This is a genomic window from Paenibacillus sp. S-38 (assembly GCF_049942825.1).
Lineage (GTDB): Bacteria > Bacillota > Bacilli > Paenibacillales > NBRC-103111 > Paenibacillus_G.
Genome location: NZ_CP187970.1, coordinates 3,341,300 through 3,360,540 on the forward strand (window position 1 = coordinate 3,341,300; position 19,241 = coordinate 3,360,540).

The following is a 19,241-nucleotide window of genomic DNA, read 5'->3' on the forward strand; positions in this document are numbered from 1 at the left end:
GGAGAGATGAAGGTGGAGCTGTATTTTCTGGGAACGGGGGCCGGCATGCCTTCCAAGGAGCGCAATGTGACCTCCATCATGCTGGGGCTCTTGGCCGAGCGCGGCGTATACTGGATGTTCGACTGCGGCGAAGGCACTCAGCATCAGGTGCTCCGCGCACCGGTCAAGATCGGCAAGCTGGAGAAGCTGTTCATCACACATCTGCATGGCGATCACTTATACGGTCTGCCGGGATTGATGTCGAGCCGATCTTACCAAGGCGGGGACACGCCCTTTACGATATACGGACCGAAAGGCATCCGCGAGTTCGTCGAAACGTCGCTGCGGGTCAGCGATTCGCACCTGGGCTACCAGACGACGATTATCGAGCTGGAGCCGGAAGAGCAGGTCGTCTTCGAAGATGACCAGTTCGTGGTCACCGCGGCGCCGCTCGTGCACCGCGTTGAGAGCTTCGGCTACCGGATAGTCGAGAAGCCGCAGAAGGGTCGTCTCGATGCCGAGCGCTTAAAGTCGCTTGGTCTTACTTCGGGGCCGATCTTCGGCAAAATCAAGAACGGCGAAGACGTCGAGCTGCCGGACGGCACGAAGCTCAAGGCGGAAGAGTTCATCGGGCCGATGATCCCGGGACGTATTGTCACCATTCTCGGCGATACGCAGCCCTGTGTTCACGCGGTAACGCTCGCCAAGGACGCCGATGTACTCGTTCATGAGGCGACATTCGCCGAGCACCGCAAGGAGCTGGCCGTCATGTATGATCACTCCACGGCCATCGACGCGGCGAAGACGGCCCAAGAGGCAGGCGCAGGCACGCTGATCTTGACGCATATCTCTTCCCGCTACCAAGGGGAAGAGGCGGATATGCTGCGGGATGAAGCCCGCACGGTTCATGAGGACACCCAGCTGGCCCACGACCATTTCCGCTTCGAAGTCAGCAGCAGACGGGCGAGATAACACCCGGGCCAAGCAGGTGGAGAAGGTATCGCTCCTGCTTCACCGAGCCGGGAGAGGGACTTCCAGGATTCAGGGTATTAAGAAAAGAAAAACCTCCTTCCCGGCTGGGGAGGAGGTTTCATTCTAAGGTCCTAAGGAGAGATTACGATTGCTCCCGATGCTTCGCTTCGTCGCGAATTTCTTCACGGAAAGATTGCAGGGACTGGAGGCGGCGTTCGTTTTTGGCTTCAATGGCCTGACGGTCCTGCGGAGTGATCTCATCGGCATGCTCGGCGAGATATTCTTCCGCTTCATTGAAGTTGGAGATCGTGTGGTTGATGTTGAATTGGATTCTTTCTACATTATCCGCGCGATTATCCGGTTTCGCCATAAGTCATCGCTCCCTCGCTTAGGTTGGTTGGCGCCAATCATCCTGCAGCGCCTCCTTTACGATGCCACGGGGGAGAAAGGTTTATACATACGTGGGGCTTCACCACCATACTGAGGGGAGTGAGGGCAAGATGCGCGGTTTTGCCATTCTGCTAGGTTTTTATTTGATCGGCGCGCTGCTCCACGAGCTGCTTCATCTTCCGCTCCCGGCGAATGTAACCGGATTGATCCTATTCACGGCCTCCCTGTTTTTCGGGTGGATCCGGCTGGAGTGGGTGGAGGAGGCGAGCGGATTTCTGGTCAAGCATATGCTCCTGCTGTTCGCTCCCTTTGTCGTAGGAACCATGGTATTCTTCGACCGGATCGGCCAGGAAGCACTGCCGCTGCTTTTATCCTTATTCGGCAGCACGTTCGGCGTCCTGTGGATCACCGGTTGGACGGTACGTCTGTTGAAGCCGGGCGTGAAGGAGGAAGCCGGTAACGCACCGGTACCGCACGGAAGGGGGGAGAAGCATGAACATCCGTGAATTTGCCGATCAGCCGCTGTTCGGGATCGCACTAACGATTTTGTCCTATACCGCTGCGCTCGGGTTACAGCGAAAATGGAAGGCGCTGCATCCGCTGCTGAGCTGCTCCGTTATGATCATGCTGGTGCTGTACCTGCTGCAGCTGCCCTATGAGGCATACCGCAAGGGCGGAGATTACATCGTGTTCCTGCTGGGACCTGCAACGGTTGCTCTGGGAGTGCCGCTCTATAAAAATGCCCAGCGCATCGGCCGGAGCATGCTGCCGATCCTCTCAGGCGTGACGGCCGGCTCGGTAGCCGCCCTGCTCCTTGCAGCAGGGCTCGTCTGGGCGCTGGGCGGCAGCCGCGAACTGCTGCTGTCGATGATGCCGAAGTCCGTCACCTCTCCGGTGGCGATCGAGATTTCGCGGCAGGCGGGAGGCTTTCACGAACTGACGGCGGTGCTCACCGTGCTGACAGGATTAACCGGCTCCCTATTCGGGCCGGCATTTTTGCGGCTCAGCGGCGTAAGGGACGACATCGCCGTCGGCACCGCGATCGGTACTTCGGCCCATGGCATCGGCACCGCCCGCATCATCCGTGATTCGGAGCTGGCGGGAAGCGTCAGCGGCTTCGCGATGGGGGCCGCGGCGATCATCACGTCGCTGCTGTTCATTCCGCTGTATGGGTGGCTGCAGTGAGTACGCTATCCGTACACAGATCAAGTTTGCGATGAGAAGCATAACATGAAGCAAGCCGGCATATTGCCGGCTTTTTTGTCCTGCGCCGAAGGGATGACTCGCATATGCCCGTTTCCGGCATCCGCCCCGTTTCTAACCGGTTCATTCATTTCATTGCCTTAATAAAAATGCTGCTCCAATGCTCTCTACGGCTGGACAAGCTTACCAACTTCTTACAAAAGCTTTACACCCGCCGAACCTTCGCTTAATAAACCTCTGCTACCCTTGAGAAAGAGTACAAAGCATCATCACAAACCCCGGGAAAGGTGTGTTGACGATGATCTTAACGGAAGGCGGGGCCGCCCGAGAGCCGGCAGCCCTCACAGTTAGGCTTGCGCAGGGGGAGCAGGAGATCGAGCAGGCGCACCGGCTACGGTACAGCGTGTTCGTGGAAGAAGAAAAGAACATGAAGCTGCGCTCGGAGCAGGGACTGGAGACGGATGACTATGACGATTACTGCGATCATCTGGTGGTGGTGGATGAAGAGGCGCAGCGTGTAGTCGGAACGTACCGCCTGCTCCCAGGCCGGCGGGCAAGCGGAGGGATCGGATTTTATTCCGAGTCGGAATTTGATCTGAGTGCCTTTACGGTAGACCGGCTGCATACCCTCGAGCTTGGACGCAGCTGCATTCATCCCGATTACCGCGGCGGACGAACGATCGGCCTCCTCTGGGAAGGCATCGCGGACTATATTACCAGACATGAGCTTCAATATCTGATTGGCTGCGCCAGTGTGCATCTGCGCACCATCGAAGAGACCAATCTGATCTGCACGATGCTGAAGCGCAGAGGCATCCTGACGGACCGCTTCGGGGTCCGCCCGCTGGAGACGCACCGGATTGACGGTCTGCGAAGCGTGGAAACCGACCTCGAAGAAAAGGAGATCTTCCGCATGCTCCCACCGCTCATGAAGGGCTACCAATGGCTCGGTGCGGAGATCGGCGGGGATCCGGCTTACGATTCGATATTCGGAACGGTTGATTTCTTCATTGTGCTGCAGAAAGACCGGGTAACGCGGCGCTACCGGAAGCACTTTCTAAAAGGATAAACCGGTCGCCGCAGCGGGCTGAATGAGCTGAGGGAGATGAGGGAGGAGGTCCACGTGTACGATTGGATTCGGAAAATCACCTCCGGCGAGAGCGGCTGGCTGCGGATGTTCGCCCTGATCCCTAGGCCGGTTGTACGGATGCTGTGCGTTATAACGGCCTGGGTTCTCACTGCGCTGCCGGCCGCCGGCTTGTCGGTCAAAGTGAAGCGCAACATGGACGATCTGCTCGGCCCCCGCCCGGAAGGGGAGCTTAGGGTGCATGCCAGACAATATTTGTTCCATGTGCTCATGGCGCTGTATGAGATTCTTGTGGATTCAAGGCGGCTGACGGACACCGGGCGCTGGAGGTTTCGTTCGGAAGGCGAGGAGCATCTGACGGATGTCCTGAAGCTGGGCAGAGGGGCCATCGTCTATACGCCGCATACCGGTAATTTCTTTTATTACTATTGGTATCTGTGTCAAAGGTACGACTGCCTGACCGTGGCTACAGCCGGAAGTCCGGAGCTGCGCCCCTTGTATCTCCGGTTCGCGGAGCTCGGCTGTCCCGGGTTGGATTATGACAGCACGCCTCCGCTCGAGCAGTTCCGGAAGCTGCGCGGCCATCTGCAGCGGGGCGGGGTAGTGTTCCTTCTGGGTGACTTCTGGCGGCCGTCGTTCCCTCCAGCACGCTTCTTCGGAAGGATGACGCGTATTCCCGCCGGAGCGGCTGCGCTTTCGATCGAAGGAAACGTACCCGTGATTCCCTTCTGCGGCTGGCGGGAGAAGGGATTCGTCCACCGCCTGCGGTTTGAACCGCCGCTCCATCTCGCCTCCACGTACAATCGAAGCACCCGAGAAGAGGCGGCGAATGTTCTCCATGCCTATATGGAACGGGTCATCCGGGAAAGGCCGGCGGAGTGGTTCTACTGGTTCAATGCGGAAGAACGGTGGGAAGGTGCGGTGGGAGAGAACGGGGTCAAGACCGGTGTCGAGGCCGCGGAAGGAGCACCGGCGGCCGGACCGCCGCAGGGCAGTACGTTCAGCGCTTAAAGATGACTGAGAGAGGAAGCGAGAGTATGGATACGGGAAGCCATCTGCTGTTCGGCGCGACGCTTGCGGGCTTGGCGGCGCTCTATCCCCCTGCGGCCCAGGACGGTGCGCTGTTCGCCGCCGTGCTTACGGTAAGCCTGGTCGGTTCCCATGCGCCGGATCTAGATACGTTCGCCAGGCTCAAAGGCTATGCCGCCTATATCCGAATTCACCGCGGGGTGAGCCATTCCCTGCCGGCTCTGCTGCTCTGGCCGCTTCTGCTTGCTGTTCCCGCCGCATGGGGGTTCGGTTTGTGGCCCCATCTCGCATTTCTGTATGGAGTGGGGCTGGCTGCGGTAAGCTTCCATGTTTTCCTGGACTGGATGAATGCGTATGGGGTGCAGTGCTTCCGGCCGCTCTGCCGCAGATGGCGGCATCTGGATGCGCTGCCGCTCTTCGATCCGTTCCTGTTTGCTCTGCACAGTGCCGGACTGCTGTTCTGGATTCTGGGGGGGAGCGAAGCCGCCCGGGTGTTCGCGTGGATTTACGGGCTTACCCTTCTTTATATCGTAGGAAGACTGCTGTATCGGAGGCGAGTGGTGCGGCTTGTGGAGAGCGGGCTGCGGCTTTCCGGAACTACGCATGTGATCCCCGGGCTGCATCCGCTGTGCTGGCAGTTCGTGAAGGAGACGGAGGACCAATTTTATACGGGGCTCGTGCGCGGCGCCAAGGTCAGCGTGCTGGACGTGTATCCGAAGGGAATCGGTGCCGAGGGTCCGGTCATCCAGGCGACGCTGACGACGGACGGCGTTCGTGCGTTCCTGGGCTTTGCCCAGCGGGTGCATGTACAGGCGGCGGCTCTCGGGGACGGCTACCTCGTGCAGTGGCGCGACGTCCGGTTCTGGCATAATCACCAGCTCCCCTTTGGGGTGGATGTCCGGCTGGACCGCGACCTGAACGTCGTCAGCCAGTCGCTCGGTTGGCGCAAGAAAGCATGGGACCCGCCATTTGTCTAGCGGTACTTTTGTGAATGCAGGCGGTATGAAGCTTCCTCCTCTGGGATAGAATAGATGGGTAAAAAAATTGCAACCCACGGGAGGGAGTGCGGCATGGATTTCACTAGTCAGGATATTGCGGTGATCGAACAGGCGCTGCAGATTGCGCAGCGGTCTTCGGAAAGCTCGAAAGCCAGGCACTTTCAGGAGGTGCTCGCCAAGCTGAGGATGAATGCCGAAGCGGCGATGTCTGCGGGTGCGTCCCCAGCGGCGGCCATGGACGGTTTCCGTTATGATTATGATGATTCTTCCGATTTGAGCTGAAGCTGCGGCGCCCGGATCTTTTCCCGGGAAAGCGCAGGAATCGACAATAGGTGTGATATCGGTTTTTCCGGGCTTCGACGCAGCTCCGTTGATCCATATCCGGCACAGCAGCCGCGCCCCCAACAGCCCTGATAACAAAGACCTGAACCGTGCGGATTCCGCCGATTCAGGTCTTTTCTACATGAGGACTGATCCCGCCAAAATATCAAGGGCGCACCGGCACCTCCTTCGATCTCCAGAGGAAGAGGAGCAGAAGGAGCCCCACATTGAGACTGGCCGCCCACCAGAGGCCGGTCTTGACGGCGAGCGTCAGGAAGAGCGATTCGAGAGTCAGCAGCAGCAGCATGGGGATGAAGGTACCGGTGCGCTCCGCACCGCGGTTCTCTTCAAAATATTCGTCGTGCAGGTAATTCACCGTATTCAGAATGAGCATCGAAGTAATCCACCAGCAGATAAAATTACTGATCGGTACGGAGTAAAAGGAGATGTTCCAAGCGGCGTTCTTCGCGCTCTCCCAGGTCCAGTACCGCTGCTGTGCCGCCAAGGGGCCGAGGAGCAGGTCGATGGCGGTTACCATGGAGGCGGCCCAGACCGCGGGGAGCCAGAAGCTGCGCCGCTTGGCCGCCTTCCGGGCCTGCTTCAACGCCCTTTTGCCGGAGGAGAGCGACTGCTCGAGCGTCAGCCCCTTCCATGCGCCTGCCGACGGCGGTACGGGCGCGAATGCTTTTGCGATGATGAGCAGCATGCACCACGCGAACGGAATCGCCAGCGGCACGCCCAGCACCAGCGGGGCGAACGAGAGCCCGTAGGGGTAGGCGCCGAACCACCTGAAGGTATGCACCCCGATCCACTCCGCGGCATAAGAGACGCTTCCGCAGATCACGAAGAGCATGAGCGCCTGCCGGGCTCCATACCGCCGGACATACCAGAGCAGCGCCGTAGTTCCGCCGAGAATGAGATACAGGCTGTTCGCCCACTCGAACCAGGCGGGGATGAGGTTCGCGCTGATCAGAAGATAACCGCATAAAAACCAGACCATGTAGAGCAATGTTAACCGCATTACCCATTGGTTTACCATGTGAGCCGGCGTTCACCTGCCACTGCTGCCCTGCGTCTGCACCGGCATACCGGGCAGGCAGGGAGAGCATGATACTTGCCTGTTTCTTTTTCGATACAACTGCTTCTCTGCGTACACTTCCCCCGCCGCCGATCGCGTCATCAGGATGGATCGAACCTGAACATGAGACCTGCACGCTCCAAGACCGGCGCCCGTCGATGGGACGGAGACCGCCGGCCGGGAGAACCCGCCTGCATCGCGTTAATGCTAGTACCCGGAAGATGCTCGTATGCCTCCCCGGGGCAAGCCCTACCCATATAGAGCCTGTGCCGCAGCATGGTTCGGATTCATGGGAAGCCGGTGATGGGGCCCGTTCGGCCGTCTGCTGTCCGGGCTCTCCTTCTATGTATATAAGGGAAGTGGACAAATGATACGGGGATATCAAGAAAGTGGACAAAGGAGAAGGAATTACGCACGAAAGGGGTCCCGGGGCGGCCGGGCTTGGGAAACGTTCATCGACCGGAGCAGCCTGAAATGGCAGGGGAGCCTGCAAGGGGCCGACCGGCAAGCGGGACGCGAGGCTTGATGGGGTTCGTAATATAAAAAAGGATTGTCCGGCGAACATGCATTCGATATAATGGGAGGTAATGCTCATGAGCAAAGGAGCGGAACTCTCATGAATCCACTAACAGGCAAAGTGTCATCCATAGATGAAATGCTTGATCTCATCCGGGCCACGCCCGAGATCATGAACCAGGTGTCGTACTGGCATACGATCCCCCCGCGGGAAGGAGCCTACGAGCCGTTCCCGGACGGGCTGCATCCGCAGCTGGCGGAGGCGCTGGCTGCACGGGGCGTCTCGCAGCTGTACACCCACCAGGTCCAGTCGTTCCGCGAGGTGGCGAAGGGCCGCCATGTCGTGACCGTCACGCCGACGGCTTCGGGCAAGACCTTATGCTATAACCTGCCGGTTGTGCAGGGCATACTGACCGACGAGAGCGCACGGGCGCTCTATTTGTTTCCGACCAAAGCCCTCGCGCAGGACCAGGTGGCGGAGCTGCAGGAGCTTGCGAACGTTATGGGAGCGGACATCAAGACGCATACGTATGACGGCGACACGCCGCCGGCCGTGCGGACGGCGATCCGCAACGCGGGGCACATCGTAGTGACGAACCCGGACATGCTCCACTCGGCGATTCTTCCCCACCATACGAAGTGGGTGAAGCTGTTCGAGAACGTGAAGTACATCGTCATCGACGAGGTGCATACTTACCGGGGCGTATTCGGAAGCCATGTCGCCAACGTCATCCGGCGGCTGAAGCGGATCTGCCGCTTCTATGGCTCGAATCCGCAGTTTATCTGCGCCTCCGCGACGATCGACAACCCGAAGGAGCACGCGGAGCGGCTTATTGGGGAGAGTGTCTCTCTCGTGGACAACAACGGGGCGCCGGCGGGGGAAAAGCATTTTGTGTTCTATAACCCGCCGGTCGTGAACCAACAGCTCGGCATCCGCAAGAGCAGCGTGCTTGAGACGCGGCGGATCGCAGGGCTGCTGCTGAAGCAGGGCATCCAGACGATCGTATTCGCACGCAGCCGCGTCCGTGTCGAGATCCTCCTGACGTATCTGCAGGAGCTTGTCGTGAACGAGCTCGGCTCGAAGTCGATCCGCGGCTACCGGGGCGGCTACCTGCCGAAGCTGCGGCGGGAGATCGAGCGGGGGCTGCGCAGCGGGGAGATCCGCGGGGTCGTGTCGACCAATGCGCTGGAGCTCGGCATCGATATCGGGCAGCTGCAGGCGTGTGTGCTGAATGGCTATCCGGGTACGATCGCCTCGACCTGGCAGCAGTCCGGCCGGGCCGGGCGACGGCAGGAGAGCTCCGTCACGTTCCTCGTGGCGAGCTCCAATCCGCTGGATCAATACATGATCCAGAATCCGCGCTTCTTTATCGAGCGTCCACCGGAGCGGGCGCTGATCGAGCCGGACAATCTGATCATTCTCGTCGATCATGTGAAGTGCGCGGCCTATGAGCTGCCGTTCGAGGCAGGGGAGAAATTCGGTGGGGAGTCGCTGAAGGACATCCTCGAATTCCTTACCGAGGAGCGCATCCTGCACCGGGTGAAGGACCGCTGGCACTGGATGGAGCAATCGTTCCCGGCGCATGATATCTCGCTGCGCTCGGCGGCGCAGGAGAACTTCATTATCATCGACATGACAAACGGCGCCAAGGTGATCGGCGAGGTCGACCGCTTCAGCGCGCCGACGATGATCCACGAGGAAGCGATCTATATCCACGAGGGTGTGCAGTATCAGGTCGAGAAGCTCGATTACGAAGAGAAAAAGGCCTACATCCGCGAGGTCGACGTCGATTACTTCACTGATGCATCGCTGGCTGTCCAGCTTAAGGTACTGCATGTGCAGCGTGAGGCCGTGGATCACGGGCTGAAGCGCCAGTTCGGCGAAGTGACGGTGAATGCGAAGGCCACCATCTTCAAAAAAATCAAACTCCGCACGCATGAAAACATCGGCTCGGGACCGATCCACCTGCCGGAGGAGGAGCTGCATACGAGCTCCTACTGGTTCACGTTCGACGAGGAAGTGGCGGCGCAGATGTCGGTGAACGACATGCAGTTCGCGCTGCTCGGCCTCTCGAACGTGCTCGTGCATATCGCCCCGCTGTACCTGATGTGCGACCCGCATGACATCCGTGTCGTACCGCAGGTCAAAGCAGTGCACAACAAGCAGCCGACGATCTTCTTCTACGACCGCTATCCGGGCGGCGTAGGCCTCAGCGAGCGGCTGTATGAGGTGCACGGTCAGATGCTCGCCGAAGCGGAGCGGATCATCTCCTCGTGCGGCTGCCTTAGCGGCTGTCCGGCCTGCGTCGGCCCGATCGAAGAGGTCGGGCTGACCGGCAAGCAGCTCTCGCTCGGCCTGCTGAAGCGGCTGGGAGGCTCGCGATGAGCTCGCTGCGGGAGAGGCTGCTGCGGCATAAGAAGCCGGGCTCTTTGGCCGGCGGGACCCAGCCTGCAGACCCGCAGGAAGGGGCAGGCCCGGCCGGCTCGGCCGCTGAATCCGAGGCGGCAGACGATGGACCGCGGGGCGGAGCTGTTTCTACAGAGCCGGCAGTTGCAGGGAGCGTGGATGCTGCAGCTGCGGGGGCCAGCGAGCCGCCGTCTTCCGCCGGAGTTACGGCCGGGGGGATGGGCGTCAGCGAGCCGGCTGCCGATCAGGACGAATGGCACGTTGTTGGCGCCGCGATGGCCGTAACCGAGTGGGGCGAGTTCGTGCTCCGGCGGCGCACGTACAGCGCCGAGGACATGCACGGTACGGCCGAGCTCGGGGCGCTGGCCGGAAGGGCGCATGCGCTCCAAGCGCTGCTGACGGAAGGGCCATGGAGCAGCGGGCTATCCGGCAGGGCGGTTAGCGGACCGGCTGTAGTGGAGGCGGGACTTCAGGCTGAACTACAGGCTGAACTACAAGCTGAAGAGGCAAGGGAAGAGGCAAGGGAAGAGATCCCTGGAAAGTTTAGCGAAGCTTCCGTAAGGGAGTCGGATCTCTTGGCGGCCGGTCTCCCGGATGGCAATACGCCCGACGGGTGGCACAGGCAGTTCCTGTTCCTCGATACGGAGACGACGGGGCTCGGCCATGGAGCGGGCAACGTGCCGTTCATGATCGGCATCGGCTTCTACGAAGAGGATTCCTTCATCGTGGAGCAGATGCTGATCCGCCATCCGGGCGAGGAGGCGGCGATGCTCGGCTACCTGCAGGAGAAGCTGCAGGCCCGCCCGATCCTCATCTCCTACAACGGCAAGTCGTTTGACTGGCCGATCGTCCGCAACCGGTACATCATGAACCGGCTGCGGATGGACCAAGAGCCTGCTGCGCATCTCGACTTCCTGTATCCGTCGCGGCGGCTGTGGAAGCATACCCTGCCGTCGTGCCGTCTCGGGCTGGTCGAAGAGCTGCGGCTTGGCGTGCGGCGGGACGGGGACGTGCCCGGCGCGATGGCGCCCGTCCTGTATTTTCGCTACCTCGCCGAGAAGGACCCGCTCGTGCTGCAGGGCGTCTTCCTGCACAACGAGCTTGACGTGCTCTCCCTCGCCGGGCTGGCTGTCCTGTTCGCCCGGCTGCTCGAAGGCAGTCTAAGCTGGAAGGACATCCGCGCTTACGGCACCGAGGAGTGGTTCCGGCTCGGCCTGTGGCTCGAGAAAGCCGGACTGGCCGGGCAGGCGGATGAAGCGCTGCTCGCCCTGGCGGAGGAGTTGCTGGCGTGCGGGCCTTCGGCAGAGGATGCAGCGGCAGAGGCCGAGGAATGGGTGGACTCTGCTCCGGTGACGGGTACGGACGCAGGAACGGAAGACCTCTCGGCGGAGCCGGCAGGCCGCCAGGCTGGAGGGGCTGCCTCCTGCACCCCTACGGCAGGTACGGACGCCAGTCCGGATAGCCCTGCAGAGGAAGCGTCGGGGGCCCTCCAGGACGACGAGTCCGCCTTAGCTTCCGGCAATTCCAGCTCCTCCCTCCGTTCGGAGGCGCCGGAATCAATCCGGCCGCCTACGGGAGAGGATGCCGCAGACGGTGTTCCGTCCCCGCTGCTCCCGCTCGCGCAGTATATGAAGCGCCGGGGGCGCTATGGGGAAGCCTGCGCGCTGTGGGAGCTCTACCTCGGGCTGAAGGCGGGCCACCGGACCGCTTCTCTTGAACCATTCATTGAGCTGTCCATGTACCATGAGCACAAGACCAAGCAGTACGATCTCGCCTTGGCTTACGCCCGTCAGGCGCAGGATCTGCTCTGGCGGCGCGGCTCGCTGACGCGCAGCAGCAAACGAAAGTCCTCGCGTGGGGCGGGAGCAGGGGAGGGGGAAGAGGCTGCGCTGGCCAAGCGGGTGGAGCGGCTTGAGCGCAAGGCGCTTCAGGCGGAGACGGTGCGCCGATCCTCACCTGCCGCACGGAAGCAGCGGCCGGCCCTCCCGGCGGCCGAAGCGGATTCAACCGCCGTCGGTCCGGTCACGTCCCGGCGTCAGCGCAAGCGGGCAACCGCAGCTGGAGACGGCGAGCAGCTTTCCCTGTTCGGAGATACCGGAGAGGCCGGGAGCGTATAAATGTTCCCGATTTGGGCAATACAAGGGAAGATCTGTCTGTAGAGGAGACCTGCCCCATGCCCGAGCTTCCCGAAATGGAGAATTACCGCATTCTGCTCAGCGGCCGCATTACGGGCCGGACGATCACCGGCGTAGAGATCGGCCGCGAGAAATCCATCAATACGGCGCCGGAGCGGTTCCGCGAAGATGTGGTCGGCTCGGCCGTCCGTGTCATCGAGCGCCGTGCAAAGCACCTGCTGTTTCACCTGACGACAGGGAATGTTCTCGTGCTGCACCTCATGATCGGCGGCATTTTATATTACGGCAGGCTGGAGGACCAGCCGGACCGTACGGTACAGGTGCGCATCTCGTTTGGGGATGAGCATCTGTTTTTTATTGGACTGCGGCTCGGCTACCTGCACCTGCATACGCCCGAGGAGACCGCCGAGCTGATGAAGAAGCTCGGACCCGACCCGTTCGACCCGTCGCTGACCGTGGAGGCGTTCGAGGAGCGGCTGCGGACGCGCAAAGGGACGCTGAAGATCAATCTCGTCGACCAAAGCGTGCTGGCCGGCATCGGCAACTGCTACAGCGACGAGATCTGCTTCATCGCGGAGCTGCTGCCGGCAAGGCGTCCGGCGACGCTGTCCGCGGAGGAGTACCGGAAGCTGCATACCTCCATGCGGGAGGTGCTGACGGAAGCGACCCGCTATGGCGGCTATATGGAAATGCCGCTGTACCCGGGCGATCCGTTAACCGGCGGATTCGATGACCGCTGCCGGGTTTACGATGCGGAGGGCAAGCCGTGCGAGCGGTGCGGCCAGCCGATCGTCAGGCAGGAGGTTTCGTCGAAGAAGTCGTTCTGCTGTCAGAACTGCCAGCACTGACCGCCCGGCGGAAGGAGATGACCTTACGTGAGACTCGGATGTCATATCAGTATCCGCGGAGGATACACCGAAGCGGCCCGGACCGCACTCAAGCTGGGCGCAGAGTCCTATCAATATTTTCCGAAGAATCCACGGAGTCTTGCCGTCAAGAGCTTCAACCGTCAGGATGCCGAAGCTTGCGCCCGGCTGTGCAGGGAACACGGCTTGTCCGCTATCGCTCATACCCCGTATCCGGTCAATATGGCCGTAGACGATCCGGGGCTGCGTGAAGCGACGGTGGCCTCTCTGCGCAACGACCTGGAGATCGCGGACACGTGCGGGTCTGTCGGCATCATTGTGCATTTTGGTAAATATAAGGGGCCCGACCCGTTACAAGGCTACAAAAATATTATACAATGTGTGAATGAAGTGCTTCACGGCTACAAGGGAGAGGCCATGTTCCTGATCGAGAACCAGGCGGGAGAGGGCTCCCGCATGGGGACGACCTTCGAGGAGCTCGTGCAGATCCGTTCGCTGTGCGCCTATCCGGACAAAGTCGGCTTTTGTCTCGATACGTGTCATGCGTTTGCCTCAGGCCTATGGCCATCGGGTGAGAAGGGATGGTCCCGGCTCGAGGCGCATGCGGTGCAGACGGGGTATCTGCCTCATCTGCATGCCCTCCATCTCAATGACTCCGTCTACCCTTGGGGAGCCGGCAAAGACCGGCATGCCATCATCGGCAGGGGCGAGATGGGGGAGGAACGGTTCCGTGAGCTGCTGGCTTCGCCCGCACTTCGCAGCAGGAAATCGCTGCCCCTGGTGCTCGAAACCCCAGTGCCCCGGGGACTCACCCACGCGCCCGAAATCCGTTATCTGGAGGAGCTGAGAGATTCATGATCCATGTGTATATGGACGATTGGCGCGCCTGCCCGCCGGGTTTTGTTCTGGCCCGCAGCGGCGAAGAGTGCCTGCTGCTCCTCAAGGAGTGCGAGGTGGACATCCTTTCTCTCGATTTTGATCTGGGTTGGGGGCAGCCGAACGGGCTCGATCTCGTGCATGCGATGATCAACGATGCGCTTTTCCCGCGGCGGATCTTCTTGCATTCGTCCTCCATTGCCGGGCGGCAGAGCATGTACCAGGCACTGTACGCCTCCAAGCCGGAGAGCGTGGAGCTGTCGTCCGGCCCCGTCCCTCCCGAGCTGCTTCAGGCAGCAGCCGAATCCGCACAAGAATAGGTGGTTCATATGTCACAAGTGATGTCCTTATCCGATATTGTTTTTATCCGCGAGCAGCGCCATATTCTCTCGAATGTAACCCTTCAAGTGAAGGAAGGCGAGCACTGGGTCATCCTCGGGCGCAACGGCTCGGGCAAGACGACCCTGTTCGAGCTCATCAACGGCTATCAATTCCCTACCTCCGGAGGAGTGGAGGTGCTGGGCAATACATACGGCGATTGCGACGTCCGCGAAGTGCGCAAACGCATCGGTTACATCTCCCAGACGCTGTACGAGAAGCTGAGTCCGGCCGATCCGGTGTGGGAGATCGTCGCCACAGGCGAGTACGGGTATCTCCGATTTTATGAACAAATCCCCGAAGGCGTACGCGAAAAAGCACTTGCCATGCTCGATTCCGTCGGGCTTAGGCATCTGGACATGCAGCCGATGTCGACCCTCTCGCAGGGGGAACGCCGCAAAGTCATGCTCGCCCGGGCGCTCATGACCCGACCGTCGATTCTCATCATGGACGAGCCGTGTGCCGGCCTGGATCTCTACGAGAGAGAGCGTTTGCTCGCGAACATCAACGAGCTGGCCGCCCAGAACATGACCGTCATCTATGTGACGCATCATATTGAAGAGATTATCCCGCTGTTCACCCATGTTCTTCTTATCGAGGAGGGACGTGTGCTGGCAGCAGGACCGAAGAAGGAAGTATTGACAGAACCACATTTGGAAAAGGCGTTCCGCGTGCCGCTCTCGATCGAGTGGTCGGGGGACCGGCCTTGGATTAAGGTGCAGCCATGAGTGAAATGACTAGCGAGTTTTTGGGTACGGCGAACAGAGGCTTCGCCCAGCAGGCGTCCGAGGAGATCCGTCGGTTGTTCGGGCAGGACGTAAAGACCAAATGGGTGGTGCCAAACGAGATCTTCATCTTCGGCTTGGAGCTCTCCCGCGAAGAGGCGGTGGGGCGCCTGCAGGAGCAGGAGCCTGTATTCCTGCGGCATCTGCAGCCGGTCGACCGGGTCCTTGTCTGGGGAGGCTCGACCGAGGAGGCGGTCCGGGAGCTGGCTTCGTATCTTGCCGGGGAACAGGCGGAGAAGATCTCCGGCCGGACCGTCGCGGTACAGCTGCGCAAAGGAGAAGGCTCGGCGCTGCCGGACTTCTCTCTGCCCGAGCTGAAGTCGGCCGCCGAGGAGCTGCTCACCCGTGAATACCAGGCGGAGCCTGTGGTCCGCGGAGCGCAGCTTGTGCTCTCCGTGCTGGGCACGGACGACGCGCTGTATCTCGGGCTGTCGCGTCCCGAGGAGAACCTGTCCGATTGGCCGGGCGGCGCCGTGCGCTTCCGCCGGGAGGACGGGCAGATCTCCCGGGCGAAGTTCAAGCTGCTTGAGGCTGAGGCGACCTTCGGCCTCCACCTGGCGGCTTACCGCAGCGCGCTCGATATCGGCGCGGCCCCCGGCGGTTGGACGTCGCTGCTTCTGGAACGCGGCCTGGAGGTGACGGCCGTCGACCCGGCGAAGCTGGATGCTTCGCTGCTGCGCCATCCCCGTTTGACCTATCTGCCGAAGAAGGCCGATCAGGTCAAATTCGGGGAAGGCGCCTTCGACCTGCTCGTGTGCGACATGAGCTGGAGCCACCGCCAGATGGCGCGTCTGGTGAACGGGCTGCTGTATTCGCTGCAGAGCGGGGGTACGGCGATCATCACGGTGAAGCTCATGCACAAGAAGGCGTTTCAGACGATCCGGGAAGTGGTAGAGGACTTGTCGCCGCAGCTTGATCTGCAGCGTGCCAAGCAGCTGTTCCACAACCGGGAAGAGCTTACACTGTTCTTCATCAAGAAATAGAAAGGCAGGAACTCCGCGTGCCGGATCGAACCTATTGGGATGACATCTATGGGGCTTTGAGGCCCGAGGATGTCCGCTATGACCTCTGGCTGGAGGCTTTCCTGCCGCAGTTGGAGGCCTCACGGGATATGCCGGTAATTGATCTCGGGTGCGGGGCAGGCAATGATACGCTTTACCTCAGCGAGCGCGGATTTCATGTGATTGCCTGCGATGCCTCCGCGGAAGCGCTGCGGCGGCTGAAGGAGCGGGTACCGGAGGCCGAGGCCAGGCAGCTGGATCTCACCGAGCCGCTCCCGTTTGCAGAGGGGGCGGCTCAGGTGGTGATCGCCGATCTCAGCCTGCACTATTTTCCGTGGGCGGTTACGGTGGATATCGTTCGTGAGATCGCACGGGTGCTGCGTCCGGGAGGTGCGCTCCTGTGCCGGGTGAATTCAGTCCGGAACACAGAATACGGTGCCGGGCAGGGTGTTCTCCTTGAGCCGGAGTATTACGAATGGGAAGGCAAGCGCAAGCGGTTCTTTGACCGCAGGCATCTGGAGGAATTGCTGCAGGAATGGGACCTGCTGGAGCTGACGGAGGGCCCGATGAACCGCTATCACAAACCGAAAATGGTATGGACGGCCGCCGCAGTCAAGAGATTCCCAGCCCCATAAAATTTATTCTTGCAAAATCTAACAGTCATGCTATAATACGGATTGTGAAAGCTGTTCTGGTTAACGAACGGCAGCAAATGAACGAACCATCTGACAAGCGGAAGCACCGCTGTCCGGGACGGAAGTCCCGGCAGCGCGTGCTTTTTTTGCGTTTGGCGGGTGGCCGAAAGGAGTCGAAAACAACGTGGGACCCATGACCTTGGCGCTGCTCGATTCGGATGCCTACTTCGGTGAGATGCTCTCCGCTTATATCCGGGGCTCGGCATTCGCCGAACGGTTCCGCCTGAAGCGGTTTACGGCAGGGGAGGAAGGCATCCGCTATCTGCTGGAGGAGAGGGAAGAGCGGATTGTGCTCGTCCACGAGTCCTGGCTTCCCCTGCCGGAGGAAGTGTTTGTGCATCCGGCAGGCGCGATCGTGATTTTAAGCGAATCGGCGGCGACGGGCGGCATTCTGGAATATCCCGTCCTATGCAGATACCAGCCATTGGACCGCCTCATGAGCGCGGTTGCCTCTCATTACAATGAATATAACGCCGCCGTGCCGCTTCGGGGGATTCGGGGCACGCGGGTCGCCCTCCTGCATTCGGCTGCCGGGGGGACCGGCAAGACGGTGACCGCGGTGCACATGGCACGCCGGCTCGCCCTTCGCGGCGAGCGGGTACTGATGCTGTGCCTCGAGCGCTTCGCGTCCCTTCCTTGGTTCCCTGACGAAACCGGCGGGGACCGGGAGAGCTTCTCGCAGCTCTTGTACTATGCGAGAACGAACCCGGCGGCCGCGGCGGGCAAGCTGGAGGGGCTGGTCCGGCGTCATCCTTACGGCCGGTTCGATTATGTGCCCCCGGCAGCTGAACCCCGGGAGATAGAGGAGCTGGGGGCGGAGGAGGCCTCCAAGCTGATCGAAGCCATCCGCGCCTCGGGGCTGTACGATACGCTGGTGGTCGATACCGATTCGTATGCTGCCGGGCTTTCGTCAGCGCTGCTTAGACAGGCGGATGACATTCTGTGGCTGGTCACGGATGATCTGGTTCACCTTCACAAATGCTCCGCGCTTATGCGGAGTATGCAGGAGCAGGAGTCACCGAAGGCTCCCTGGTTGTCCAAGGTGCGGTTCGTGCTCAACCGGAGCACGGGGGCGGCGCTGAACTCCTTTGAGGACTATGGGTTGAAGATTCGGCACCGGCTGCCTTATGTGCCTGAATGGAAAGCCGCCAGCCGGATCGGGCAGCTGCACCAGGCGCCGGCCTTTGAGGATGCGGCAGGTCACCTGCTGGAGCCGGTTGGGACGGGGGCGGGCGTATGAATCCCATGGAAGAAGGCTCTCCTGCCGGGATCTCCCTTCCCGAGTTGAAACAGCAGCTGAAGCGCCGCATACAAGAAAATCTGGACTACGGCCAAGCGCTCAGTGCTGCCGAGCTTTTGGAGAGGATCGAGGAAGAGGTGTTCTCTCTGTCTCGGCAGACCTTTTTGACTTCGGGCCGGAAGCAGCTGCTGGTTCAAGAGCTGTTCCATTCCTTCCGCGGTCTCGATGTGCTGCAGCCGCTGGTGGACGATAAGAGCATTACCGAGATCATGATCAACGCCCACGACCGGATCTTTATCGAGAAGGACGGCCGGGTGCTTGAGACCGACATCCGGTTTGAAAGCCGGGAAAAGCTTGAAGATGCGATTCAGGCCATTGTCGGGCGGGTCAACCGGATCGTCAACGAATCGAGCCCGATCGTGGACGCCCGGCTTCCGGACGGTTCGCGTGTGAATATCGTGCTGCCGCCGATCGCTCTGCAGGGGCCGGCCATGACGATTCGGAAATTCCCGGAAAGCCCCATGACTCTGGCAAATCTGGTGGAGCGGGGAGCGCTGACGGACGAGACGGCTGGGATGCTCGTGAGCTGGGTGAAGGCCAAGTACAACATTTTTATCTCGGGCGGGACGGGCTCCGGCAAAACGACCTTCCTGAATGCCCTGGCCCAGTATGTCCCGCCGGACGAGCGGATTCTTACGATCGAGGACTCGGCCGAGCTGCAGATCCGCGGCATTCCGAACTTGGTCAGCCTCGAGACGCGCAATGCGAACACCGAGGGCAAAGGCGAGATCACCATCCGGGATCTGATCCGGTCCTCGCTGCGGATGAGGCCGAACCGGGTCATTGTCGGCGAGGTGCGGGGAGCGGAGGCGCTCGATATGCTGCAGGCGATGAATACCGGTCATGACGGGTCTTTGTCCACGGGCCACAGTAACTCGGTCGCGGACATGCTGAGCCGCCTGGAGACGATGGTACTCAGCGGAGCCGCGCTTCCGATCGAGGTCGTCCGCAAACAGATCGCTTCGGCGCTGGATCTCATGGTCCATCTGCAGCGGCTGCGGGACCGGTCGAGGCGGGTGACCGAGATCTGCGAGGTGATTGGTGTAGAGAACGGGGAAGTAGTGCTCAACCCGCTGTACCGGTTCCAGGAGACGGGGGAGACGGCGGAAGGCCGGATCATCGGCTCGCTGGTGCCAACAGGGAACGCGCTTCAGGGCACATGGAAGCTTGAGGCGGCCGGCTTGACCGGCACTTGACCCCGAGCAGGGGCCACATCTTGGCAAGG

At 60.9% G+C, this 19,241-nt stretch carries 19 protein-coding genes; 17 read left to right on the forward strand and 2 right to left on the reverse strand.

From position 1 onward, the window contains the following. Positions 1-6: 6 nt before the first annotated feature. Positions 7-951 (forward strand): ribonuclease Z, encoded by a 945-nt coding sequence (gene rnz / locus ACP26L_RS15400; protein WP_426453752.1) that lies wholly within the window; start codon positions 7-9, stop codon positions 949-951. 142 nt (positions 952-1,093) lie between these two features. Here the strand turns inward: rnz and tlp are convergent, their stop codons facing one another. Continuing rightward, entirely contained in the window at positions 1,094-1,321 is a 228-nt protein-coding gene (gene tlp / locus ACP26L_RS15405; protein ID WP_426453754.1) for a small acid-soluble spore protein Tlp, read from the reverse strand. A 130-nt stretch (positions 1,322-1,451) separates the two neighbouring features. On the opposite strand from tlp, the gene ACP26L_RS15410 reads away from it, so the two are divergent. The 6 genes from ACP26L_RS15410 to ACP26L_RS15435 all read left to right on the forward strand — a co-directional run bounded on the left by ACP26L_RS15410 (position 1,452) and on the right by ACP26L_RS15435 (position 5,940). Continuing rightward, complete coding sequence (locus tag ACP26L_RS15410; protein WP_426453756.1) at positions 1,452-1,847, forward strand: CidA/LrgA family protein; 396 nt, start codon at positions 1,452-1,454, stop codon at positions 1,845-1,847. Next, a complete protein-coding gene (locus ACP26L_RS15415; RefSeq protein WP_426453757.1) occupies positions 1,834-2,526 on the forward strand; it encodes an LrgB family protein in 693 nt (230 codons plus the stop codon). The genes ACP26L_RS15410 and ACP26L_RS15415 overlap by 14 nt, the downstream gene beginning before the upstream one ends. Before the next feature lie 316 nt (positions 2,527-2,842). Continuing rightward, complete coding sequence (locus ACP26L_RS15420; RefSeq protein WP_426453759.1) at positions 2,843-3,613, forward strand: GNAT family N-acetyltransferase; 771 nt, start codon at positions 2,843-2,845, stop codon at positions 3,611-3,613. A gap of 54 nt (positions 3,614-3,667) precedes the next feature. After that, a complete protein-coding gene (locus ACP26L_RS15425) occupies positions 3,668-4,642 on the forward strand; it encodes a lysophospholipid acyltransferase family protein (RefSeq protein WP_426453761.1) in 975 nt (324 codons plus the stop codon). 2 nt (positions 4,643-4,644) lie between these two features. Then, positions 4,645-5,637 carry a metal-dependent hydrolase gene (locus ACP26L_RS15430; RefSeq protein ID WP_426453762.1) on the forward strand — a complete coding sequence of 331 codons (993 nt, stop codon included), beginning with the start codon at positions 4,645-4,647 and terminating at the stop codon, positions 5,635-5,637. A gap of 93 nt (positions 5,638-5,730) precedes the next feature. Then, positions 5,731-5,940, forward strand: coding sequence for a hypothetical protein (locus ACP26L_RS15435; RefSeq protein ID WP_426453764.1), 210 nt, complete (start codon positions 5,731-5,733; stop codon positions 5,938-5,940). Positions 5,941-6,145: 205 nt separating this feature from the next. Here the strand turns inward: ACP26L_RS15435 and ACP26L_RS15440 are convergent, their stop codons facing one another. Then, on the reverse strand, positions 6,146-7,000 hold the full coding sequence (locus ACP26L_RS15440) for a carotenoid biosynthesis protein (protein WP_426453766.1): 855 nt from the start codon (positions 6,998-7,000) through the stop codon (positions 6,146-6,148). Positions 7,001-7,673: 673 nt separating this feature from the next. Here ACP26L_RS15440 and ACP26L_RS15445 point away from each other — a divergent pair. The 10 genes from ACP26L_RS15445 to ACP26L_RS15490 all read left to right on the forward strand — a co-directional run bounded on the left by ACP26L_RS15445 (position 7,674) and on the right by ACP26L_RS15490 (position 19,212). Further along, positions 7,674-9,959 carry a DEAD/DEAH box helicase gene (locus ACP26L_RS15445; RefSeq protein WP_426453768.1) on the forward strand — a complete coding sequence of 762 codons (2,286 nt, stop codon included), beginning with the start codon at positions 7,674-7,676 and terminating at the stop codon, positions 9,957-9,959. Then, entirely contained in the window at positions 9,956-12,097 is a 2,142-nt protein-coding gene (locus tag ACP26L_RS15450; protein ID WP_426453770.1) for a ribonuclease H-like domain-containing protein, read from the forward strand. Before ACP26L_RS15445 ends, ACP26L_RS15450 begins: the two co-directional genes overlap by 4 nt. A gap of 56 nt (positions 12,098-12,153) precedes the next feature. Further along, positions 12,154-12,963, forward strand: coding sequence for an Fpg/Nei family DNA glycosylase (locus ACP26L_RS15455; protein WP_426453771.1), 810 nt, complete (start codon positions 12,154-12,156; stop codon positions 12,961-12,963). Between the two features lie 27 nt (positions 12,964-12,990). Beyond that, complete coding sequence (locus ACP26L_RS15460; protein WP_426453773.1) at positions 12,991-13,839, forward strand: deoxyribonuclease IV; 849 nt, start codon at positions 12,991-12,993, stop codon at positions 13,837-13,839. Next, positions 13,836-14,177: a cyclic-phosphate processing receiver domain-containing protein gene (locus ACP26L_RS15465; RefSeq protein WP_426453775.1), complete on the forward strand. Its 342-nt coding sequence runs from the start codon at positions 13,836-13,838 to the stop codon at positions 14,175-14,177. Before ACP26L_RS15460 ends, ACP26L_RS15465 begins: the two co-directional genes overlap by 4 nt. 9 nt (positions 14,178-14,186) lie before the next feature. Then, on the forward strand, positions 14,187-14,963 hold the full coding sequence (locus ACP26L_RS15470; protein ID WP_426453777.1) for an ABC transporter ATP-binding protein: 777 nt from the start codon (positions 14,187-14,189) through the stop codon (positions 14,961-14,963). A 5-nt stretch (positions 14,964-14,968) separates the two neighbouring features. Continuing rightward, entirely contained in the window at positions 14,969-16,003 is a 1,035-nt protein-coding gene (locus ACP26L_RS15475) for an SAM-dependent methyltransferase (protein WP_426454965.1), read from the forward strand. A 17-nt stretch (positions 16,004-16,020) separates the two neighbouring features. Then, positions 16,021-16,656, forward strand: a complete 636-nt coding sequence (locus ACP26L_RS15480) for a methyltransferase domain-containing protein (RefSeq protein WP_426453779.1) — start codon at positions 16,021-16,023, stop codon at positions 16,654-16,656. Positions 16,657-16,849: 193 nt separating this feature from the next. Further along, on the forward strand, positions 16,850-17,956 hold the full coding sequence (locus tag ACP26L_RS15485) for an AAA family ATPase (protein WP_426454967.1): 1,107 nt from the start codon (positions 16,850-16,852) through the stop codon (positions 17,954-17,956). Then, positions 17,953-19,212, forward strand: coding sequence for a CpaF family protein (locus tag ACP26L_RS15490; protein ID WP_426453781.1), 1,260 nt, complete (start codon positions 17,953-17,955; stop codon positions 19,210-19,212). Before ACP26L_RS15485 ends, ACP26L_RS15490 begins: the two co-directional genes overlap by 4 nt. The last annotated feature ends 29 nt before the right edge of the window (positions 19,213-19,241 follow it).